Source organism: Bradyrhizobium sp. CCBAU 11357 (genome assembly GCF_028128865.1).
Lineage (GTDB): Bacteria > Pseudomonadota > Alphaproteobacteria > Rhizobiales > Xanthobacteraceae > Bradyrhizobium.
In genome coordinates, this window is the sequence record NZ_LBJW01000087.1 from 36,042 (window position 1) to 43,894 (window position 7,853).

Genomic DNA, 7,853 nt, shown 5'->3' on the forward strand with positions numbered 1-7,853 from the left:
AGCGTAAAGTCCCTCACGCCATTCCGTAACGGAGTGAAGCAGGTGGTCCACCTTTCAATTGGTGGGTCCTGAGGAGCCGTAAGTCGTTGAATGATGGGGAGCATGCTGCACCTCGTCTTCACCGGCGTGTTCCGAGCTTTAGTTGTGACGACTGACGTCGCATCTTTGTGCTCTCGAGGCCTTGCCCCCTTGCCCTGAATTAGGCCGAGCGCCAGGCCGATAAGATACGATTGGAAGAAAGGACCGATGTGCCTTGCCCGGAGCAGACATAAGTACGCGGTCAGTCGGCACCTTGGCAAGTTTGTTGATATCGTCTGGGTCCAAGGAACTCTTGATCAATTGACCCACCATCTCGTAGTTCCTAGCGATCTCGGAAAGCCGGGTCATCTCGCGGGTACTCTCAACGTCGGACTGTTCAAGTGCGCTACTCAAGATGGTGGAGCCACGATCAGTGACGCCAAGTGGTGGTTGATTGGACCGGAACAGGGCTCCCCCGACCGGCTCTAGTTGTTGCGGGCGCGCAAATCGAACTAGAAGGAGTTGGGCGATAATCCGCCTATCGATGCTCACGAATCCGTCTGCGCTGACGTTGATCGTACCTTCGTTAGACGGAATTTGTACCGGTCCGGCTTTTCCAAGCACGACGTGACCGTCGACTGTCACGAGCCGACCAGTAGGGTCTACCCCAAATTCGCCGCTGCGCGTGTAGCGCTCCCCGCGGTCGGTTTGCACCACAAAGTACCCCTCACCGTCGATTGCTAGGTCGAGTGGATTGCCAGTCCGGCGGATGCTACCTTTCGAGACGAGATTGAATTGCAGGTGCGGGACCACAAGCGAGACCGTGCTTGCCCTTTCGCCGGGATCTTCCGGAGGCATAGGGCGCAGGTACTCTTGAAATGAAAGTCCACGCGCTCGAAAGCCCGTAGTTTCGGCGTTGGCAATGTTATGAGCTGTAACTTCAACCTGGCGTTCGAGCGCAATCAGGCGCGAGAGATAGACCAGGCTCGTTTCAGCCATCGCTTATGCCTTTCTTCCACAAACTCAGAGGCAACCTGCAGGGAATCAATGACCGAAGGGGCATAGGAGGAGGCACTCCACCTGGAGAGAGGTCAACGATCGAGACAATCACTTCATGCGGAGCCGATTGCGCGGCTGGCAAGGTATCTGGCTCTCAGTTATAGACGGCGCTGCCGGTCGCAATATTACATGGTGTAGTCGAGTTATGTCGGGTGCTCGTCAAATCTGCTGATGTCGGTATTGGAAGCCATTATTGATTGCGCAGTCGGCGCGAACGATGTTGCGTGCTGTCGCGCCACGGAAAGCCTGACGGATCATAGCTAGTTTCTATTGCCGTCGCGCTCCAACGTGTCGTCTGGAGCATGTCGTCCAAGATGGTAGGCGAATGGTGCAGCGTCCCGCTTCATTGACCAATTCAGCATCGTCTGCGTCATCGGCTCTAACGAGGACGTCAGGCTTGGCGTAATATTACAGAGTAACTGAGCATACCAGCATTCATCGCAAAGCTGTGATAGACGCGATGCGAGAGGCAGCGATCATTCGTATACTAATGATACGAATCAGTTGCATCCGGATATGCGCTGATGAATGCGAATGTACCGCCTGAATATGGAGGGCTGATAGCGCTCCAAGAGCATTTTGGCAGACGAGCGGAGGTCCCCGTTGATGTCGCTTTTTCGCACTTCCGCGCTCAAGGGAGATCGAGGCTGCTCTTTAGTACCTTGCCGATCACTGAGTAGGCCCGATCGGCTTGGGCAAAAATAGCGACCAATTGAGGTTTCGCGACTGCTGGTGAAGCGGAGGTCGAGTGCCCGTGGTCAAAGGTGGAGCGCAAGTGTGATCAAGAGACTTCCCGCATGCCTTCGGAGATGTGTAGAGAGCCAAGATACGGCGCGTGCATACTCCGCCGATGTCGTTGATCATTGCTCATGGTCGTGAGAATGACTGATACAGTAAAGAGCCGCCATAGGCTGGGCAATTTCGCGATAGATCTGCAGCACCTTCGATTTGCTCTTGTAGCGAGTGACTGCGGAAGTTTACGTCGAGCCGCGGAAAAGCTCTCCGTACGACACTCGGCACTCAGTCGAGCAATTGGTCAGCTGGAACATCTAGTGGGAGCAAGGCTATTCGAACGGTCCGCTGCTGGCATCAAACCTACTCAAGCGGCCTTGGACGTACTAAGGATCGCACGCGTGATCTTAGAGCAGGTTGATGCGCTGGTTGACACCGGGCGAACCTTCGGTCGCGGCGAGGCAGGTCGCCTCTCCGTTGGTATCTGCACCTCGATCTCCACAGGGAATCTTCGTGCAGCCCTCTTGGATTTCAAGCGCCGTTCCCCTTTGGTGGAGGTTGCACCGATTGAACGCTCTCGCATTCAACTGATGAGTGCGCTTCAAAATGGAACGATTGATATCGTTATTAGTCCTGGCCTTGTTCGATCTGACAGCAAAGCCCACTCGCTCTGGAGTGAACGCATCTTAGTCTCTTTGCCCGATCGCCATGTGTTGGCAAACCGCATGTCGGTGTATTGGACCGATCTCAGAAACGAAACCGTTCTCCTAAGCAAGCGGGATCCAGGACGCGAACTTGAAGAAATGCTCGTATCCAAGCTCTCATCGGCTGAGATTCGGCCGAATATAGTTTACCATGATGTAAGCAGAGCCGTGATTAGCAGCCTCGTAAGCATGGAACTTGGATTAAGCTTGGTAATGGAGTCAGAGATTGGGGCCGGTTCGTCTGGACTGGTTTATCGATCCCTTCGGGACGGAAATGGACCGAGCCGCATCGACTTCTATGCACATTGGCGTTTGGATAACGAGAGCCCGATTTTGAAACGCTTTCTCGCTATCTTGGAGGAGCGTCATCCATCTTCGTCGACTGCTGACTGAGCGCGCCTTGCCGACTCCTGGTTGTTGATGGGTGCGATAGCCTGAAGGGCGCCCGCGTTGCTGCACCGAGCTCTCAAAGCGAACGCCATCCCGACCGAGACATCGGCAGCTACGTCGGCGACGCTCAGCTGCCGTCACCGAGAGCATCCAGTCTCCTGCCCGGTACTACGTGGTCTGGAGCGCTCAGTACGATACCCCGCGGCGCGCGGCAGCCGCCTTAAGATCGTGTGCCGGTGACGCTCACGATCATCTTCCTGCTGCTGTACTTGAATTTTCGGGCGATAACCGAGACCTTGGTCGCGATGCTGTCGCTGCCTTTCGCTCTGGTCGATGGAATCTGGGTAATGTGGGGCTCGGCTTCAATCTATCTGTGGCCGTCGCCCTCGGCTTCATCGCGCTCGCAGGCGTCCCGCCGAGACGCCGTCGTGATGTTGATCTATTTCGATCACGAGCTCGTCGAGATGAAGACGAGGCCCAACGCCGAGGGCCACGCCTTCTTCATATCGCGTTATTTTCTCGGCTGCTTGCGCTGGTCTATTTGCTTTGCATCGTTGCGCCTTCTGTCGGACACGCCTTGTCCGATGGATCGAAGATCGTGCCATGCCACATGGGCGAGAGCCAGGAAGTCGGACCCGCGCACGGTTCGCACGTACACCTCCACAATGATGATCATCGAGGAGATGGCGGTGAACTGTTCGTCGGGTTGCACGGCGCAGCTACTGCCGTAACCGCTAATGATAAGAATTACGGCCAGGCCGACAACTCGCATAAAGCACTCGGCATGCAATGCTGCGGTATAGCGTGCTTGAGCGCTCTGCCAGCGACTGTCACGGAAGTTGTCAAGCCTTCGAAAGTGACGTCGATTTGTGACGTAGAAAAGTACACTCGCGTCACTGATAACACGCCTACTCGGCACTATCGCCCTCCCATCCTTTGACCCTGTGAAGTGAGGTGGTGACGCGCGTCCGTGAGGACACGCGCGCCTGTAGCTCATCACTAGGTTGGAGATACTTATGCTTGCGCACATATGGGCGAAGTTCGCTGCTGCTCGTTCAGTGGCATATGCAATCTATGGAAGAAGAGGCTGTCTAGTCGCGGGCATCGTGCTGTCAGCCGTTAGCGTTGGGATGTCGGGATGCGCCATCCCACTCTCGCTGGGCCGGGACGACCCTGCAGACCCAGCGGCGAGCGTTGCGAAGATCGAGCAGCGATCGAGCGTCGGGCCGTATACGAGCCTCCGCCCGGTGGCTCCAGCGCCGTGGCGTCAGAAAAACGAGAATGTGACTCCACCGCCCAAGTCTGGCGATTAGGAGATCGCTATGACTAGATTGCTCCAGGACAAATCGTTCAACGCTTCCGCACATCAATGCAGACCGATAAGCGGTTGGGTCGCACTCCTTTCGTCCACGCTTCTGCTTTCGGGCTGCGCGAGCTTCTCGCCAGATTCTGGGATGGGTGTGGTGGCAAGTGTCGCCGACCACGCCATCAAGAAAGATGTCGTCGCAATACGAACGGGAGAGGAGGCGGATTGGGCGCACAATTCTATTCAGCGCCTGCTTCGCGGGACCCTGAACGTTGACTCTGCCGTTCAAGTCGCTCTCGCGAACAATAAGGGTCTTCAGGCCGCCTATAACGAGCTGGCATTGGCAGAAGCTGATATGGTTCAGGAGAGCTTGCCGCCGAATCCGACCTTCTCGCTCTCGCGTATTACCGGCAATGGGGCAAGTGAAATCGAGCGCCAAATCGTTGGTGATATCCTCGCCTTAGCGACACTACCGTTGCGTTCGGAGATAGCGGGCAAGCGCTTTCGCCGAGCGCAGCTTCGAGCTGCGCTAGAAACACTGCGGCTCGCATCTGAGGTCCGGCGCGCGTACTATCGTGCCGTTGCAGCAAACGAACTAGTGGGACTGCTTAGCGATGCCAAAGCCACAGCTGAATCGACAGCGCTGCTAGCGAAGAAGCTCGGCGAAACGGGTTCGATCAACAAACTCGATCAGGCGCGTGAACAGGTCTTCTACGCCGAAGCAACGGCCGATCTCGCGTCTCTGCACCAGGAAGCAGCAAATTCGCGCGAGCGCTTGATTCGGCTCTTAGGGCTTTGGGGTAGCGACCTCAATTTCAAACTTCCGAGTAGCCTACCTGCCTTGCCACGCAAGCCAAGAGCGTTGCCATGGATCGAGGTCGACGCCGTTACCCATCGCATCGATCTGCAGATGGCGCGGATGGAGCTCGATGTGGTGGCGACCTCGCTCAGCCTGACCAAAGCTACTCGCTTCGTGACGTTGCTTGATGTGGCAGGAATATCTAGACGGACCAGAGACCCGGAAAGCCCTCCATTCCGAGAGCGCGGCTTTGACGTTCAATTCCAGATTCCGATTTTCGACGGCGGCGAAGTCCGCGTGAGGCAGGCCACCGAAATATACAACCAGGCCTTCAATCGCTTAGCCGAACAGGCCGTCAACGTGCGATCCGAAGCACGGGATGCTTATCGCGGCTATCGATCAAGCTACGACATCGCCAGTCACTATCAGCGGGAAGTAGTGCCGCTTCGACAGATCATCACAGAGGAATTGCAGCTCCGATTCAGTAGCATGCAGGTGGACGTTTTCGCACTGTTGGTTGAGGCGCGACAGCGGATCGCAGCACTGCGCGCCGCCATAGAAGCCAAACGCGAATTCTGGCTGGCAAATGCAGATCTGCAAGATGCTGTCAACGGCGGCCGAGCGAACGACGGCCCGAGCGAGTCGCGTCGGACGATCACAGCGCAGGCGGTTGGTGGCGGTGGACAGTGAATGGAGGTGAACATGTTATCTCGTAGAAGCTTTATCGGAACAGCGGCACTGATTGGAGCCAGCGCTGTGAACGGGCGAGTGCAGGCCGGGAGCATCCCCGAAGCGCCGACCATGGACAAGGCGACCATGCAGCCGCCGCTGCATCCCACCAGCGGGCCTCAATATCAGCCTGTTGTGACGCTCAACGGCTGGACATTACCGTGGCGCATGAACGGCGACTGGAAGGAATTTCATCTAGTTGCAGAGCCAGTGGTGCGCGAGTTTGCTGAAGGGATGAAAGCACATCTATGGGGATACAACGGCCAGGCGCCGGGTCCGAACATTGAAGCGGTAGAGGGAGACAAAGTTCGCATCTTCGTCACCAATAAATTGCCGGAGCACACCAGCGTGCACTGGCACGGCATCATTCTGCCGAGTGGCATGGACGGTGTCGGCGGCCTAACGCAACCGCACATTAAGCCGGGCAAGACCTTCGTCTATGAATTTAAGCTGATTAAGAGCGGCACCTTCATGTATCACCCGCACTCCGACGAGATGGTGCAAATGGCCATGGGCATGATGGGAATGTTTATTGTGCATCCGCGCGATCCGTCATTCCGTGCGGTGGACCGCGACTTTGTGTTCATCATGAGCACCTATTTTATCGACCCCGGCACCTATCTCCCAAACGTCAACGAGATGACTGACTTTAACATGTGGACATGGAATAGCCGCGTGTTTCCCGGCATCGACGTGCTGCCGGTGAGGCTAGGTGACAAGGTGAGAGTAAGAATCGGCAACCTCACCATGACCAACCACCCAATTCACATCCACGGCCACGACATCCGAGTCAGCTGCACCGACGGTGGCTGGGTGCCGGAAACGGCGCAATGGCCGGAGACAACCATTGACGTACCGGTGGGCGCCATTCGCGCCTTCGATATGCTGGCCGACAATCCCGGGGACTGGGCGTTTCACTGCCATAAGTCGCACCACACGATGAACGCAATGGGGCATGACATGCGTAACCTGATTGGCGTGTCGCGCAAGGATCTCGCGAAAGCCGTCGGCCGCCTCGCGCCGGATGCGATGGTGATGGGCTCGACAGGTATGGCAATGGGCGAGATGGAAATGCCCGCGCCAGACAACACGCTGCCCATGATGACAGGCACCGGGCAATTCGGCCCAATCGAGATGGGGGGCATGTTCACGGTCATGAAGATCCGCGAGGGGCTCGCAAGCGACGACTACAAGGATCCGGGCACCTACAAGCATCCTCCGGGGACCGTTGCCTACGAGGTCGAGACGCCGCCCCAAGGGACACCGCGCGCGCCGCAGCAACGGGGGCACGATCAATCTCCCGCACCGATTAAGGGGACAAAATCGCCGAAAGGGATGAACATGAAGCAAATGTGACCAAACACTGCATCAAGCCCATCAATCAAGTTCACATTCACTTGGAGAAGAAGATGACTGCTTCAAAACGCATTGCCGTTGCCTTGATGAGCGCGGCGTTTGCTTCAACCGCCTGGGCCGGCGCCGGTCCGACCGGACATCAGCATAACGAGAGTTACTCAGCCGGTGAGCCGGGTCACCCGAAGAAGCCGGCGCGCATTATCCAGATCACCATGGGCGAGATGGATGGCAAGATGGGCTTTATACCGACCAAGATTGAGGTGAATAAAGGCGATCAGATCAAATTCGTGCTGCGAAACAATGGAGAGCTCGACCACGAATTTATCCTCGCAACGACGGCCGGCGCTTACAATCGAGGAGATCCCGTCGAGACGAACTCGTTCGACACTTTTCCTGCCGCGGCGGCAGACTGACCCGCGTCATCCTCCCAGCGTTGCTGTAAATCTTTCAATCCGGAACGACCCGCGAGGGTCGCGCCCTGCTCTGTTTCCGCATCAAGCTCGCCGTTTCGCGTAATGTACTCAAGGTGCGACTTCAGATGCGCCACGCTCTTTGTCCGCCCGGTGATCTTCACCATCACCTCTGGGGCTCGACGCACGATGCGCTCGAGCTTCGCACGCATCGCCAGCGTAAGGCGGCCCGGAGCCGCCGGATCGGGGATATCCCACTCGGCCTGCCCTGGGCGCCGATTGGGCGTTACCCTGTATGGTGCTTGAGCGTGTCGGTCGCCTTGCCCTGCGCATCAACATCGATCATCAGA

5 protein-coding genes and 1 pseudogene are annotated in these 7,853 nt (G+C 57.0%); 5 read left to right on the plus strand and 1 reads right to left on the minus strand.

From position 1 onward, the window contains the following. Positions 1–138: 138 nt before the first annotated feature. Complete coding sequence (locus tag XI05_RS11645; protein WP_271501656.1) at positions 139–1,017, minus strand: flagellar hook-basal body complex protein; 879 nt, start codon at positions 1,015–1,017, stop codon at positions 139–141. Positions 1,018–1,958: 941 nt separating this feature from the next. Between XI05_RS11645 and XI05_RS11650 the strand changes: the two genes are divergently transcribed. The 5 genes and pseudogenes from XI05_RS11650 to XI05_RS11670 all read left to right on the plus strand — a co-directional run bounded on the left by XI05_RS11650 (position 1,959) and on the right by XI05_RS11670 (position 7,506). Next, the gene (locus XI05_RS11650; RefSeq protein WP_271501659.1) at positions 1,959–2,906 is read left to right on the plus strand and encodes a LysR family transcriptional regulator; all 948 of its coding nucleotides are present in this window, start codon (positions 1,959–1,961) and stop codon (positions 2,904–2,906) included. Positions 2,907–2,998: 92 nt separating this feature from the next. Further along, a pseudogene (locus XI05_RS11655) lies at positions 2,999–3,400 on the plus strand (efflux RND transporter permease subunit); the annotation flags it as partial. A gap of 825 nt (positions 3,401–4,225) precedes the next feature. Next, positions 4,226–5,698, plus strand: a complete 1,473-nt coding sequence (locus XI05_RS11660; protein WP_271501662.1) for a TolC family protein — start codon at positions 4,226–4,228, stop codon at positions 5,696–5,698. Positions 5,699–5,710: 12 nt separating this feature from the next. Next, positions 5,711–7,093 (plus strand): multicopper oxidase family protein, encoded by a 1,383-nt coding sequence (locus XI05_RS11665; protein ID WP_271501669.1) that lies wholly within the window; start codon positions 5,711–5,713, stop codon positions 7,091–7,093. A 53-nt stretch (positions 7,094–7,146) separates the two neighbouring features. Beyond that, positions 7,147–7,506, plus strand: coding sequence for a hypothetical protein (locus XI05_RS11670; RefSeq protein ID WP_442869261.1), 360 nt, complete (start codon positions 7,147–7,149; stop codon positions 7,504–7,506). Positions 7,507–7,853 lie beyond the last annotated feature (347 nt).

Bases quoted from the DNA above. Each gene is read 5' to 3' on its own strand.
- XI05_RS11645 (WP_271501656.1), bottom strand. From the start codon at position 1,017: ATGGCTGAAACGAGCCTGGTCTATCTCTCGCGCCTGATTGCGCTCGAA.
- XI05_RS11650 (WP_271501659.1), top strand. From the start codon at position 1,959: ATGACTGATACAGTAAAGAGCCGCCATAGGCTGGGCAATTTCGCGATA.
- XI05_RS11660 (WP_271501662.1), top strand. From the start codon at position 4,226: ATGACTAGATTGCTCCAGGACAAATCGTTCAACGCTTCCGCACATCAA.
- XI05_RS11670 (WP_442869261.1), top strand. From the start codon at position 7,147: ATGACTGCTTCAAAACGCATTGCCGTTGCCTTGATGAGCGCGGCGTTT.
- XI05_RS11665 (WP_271501669.1), top strand. From the start codon at position 5,711: ATGTTATCTCGTAGAAGCTTTATCGGAACAGCGGCACTGATTGGAGCC.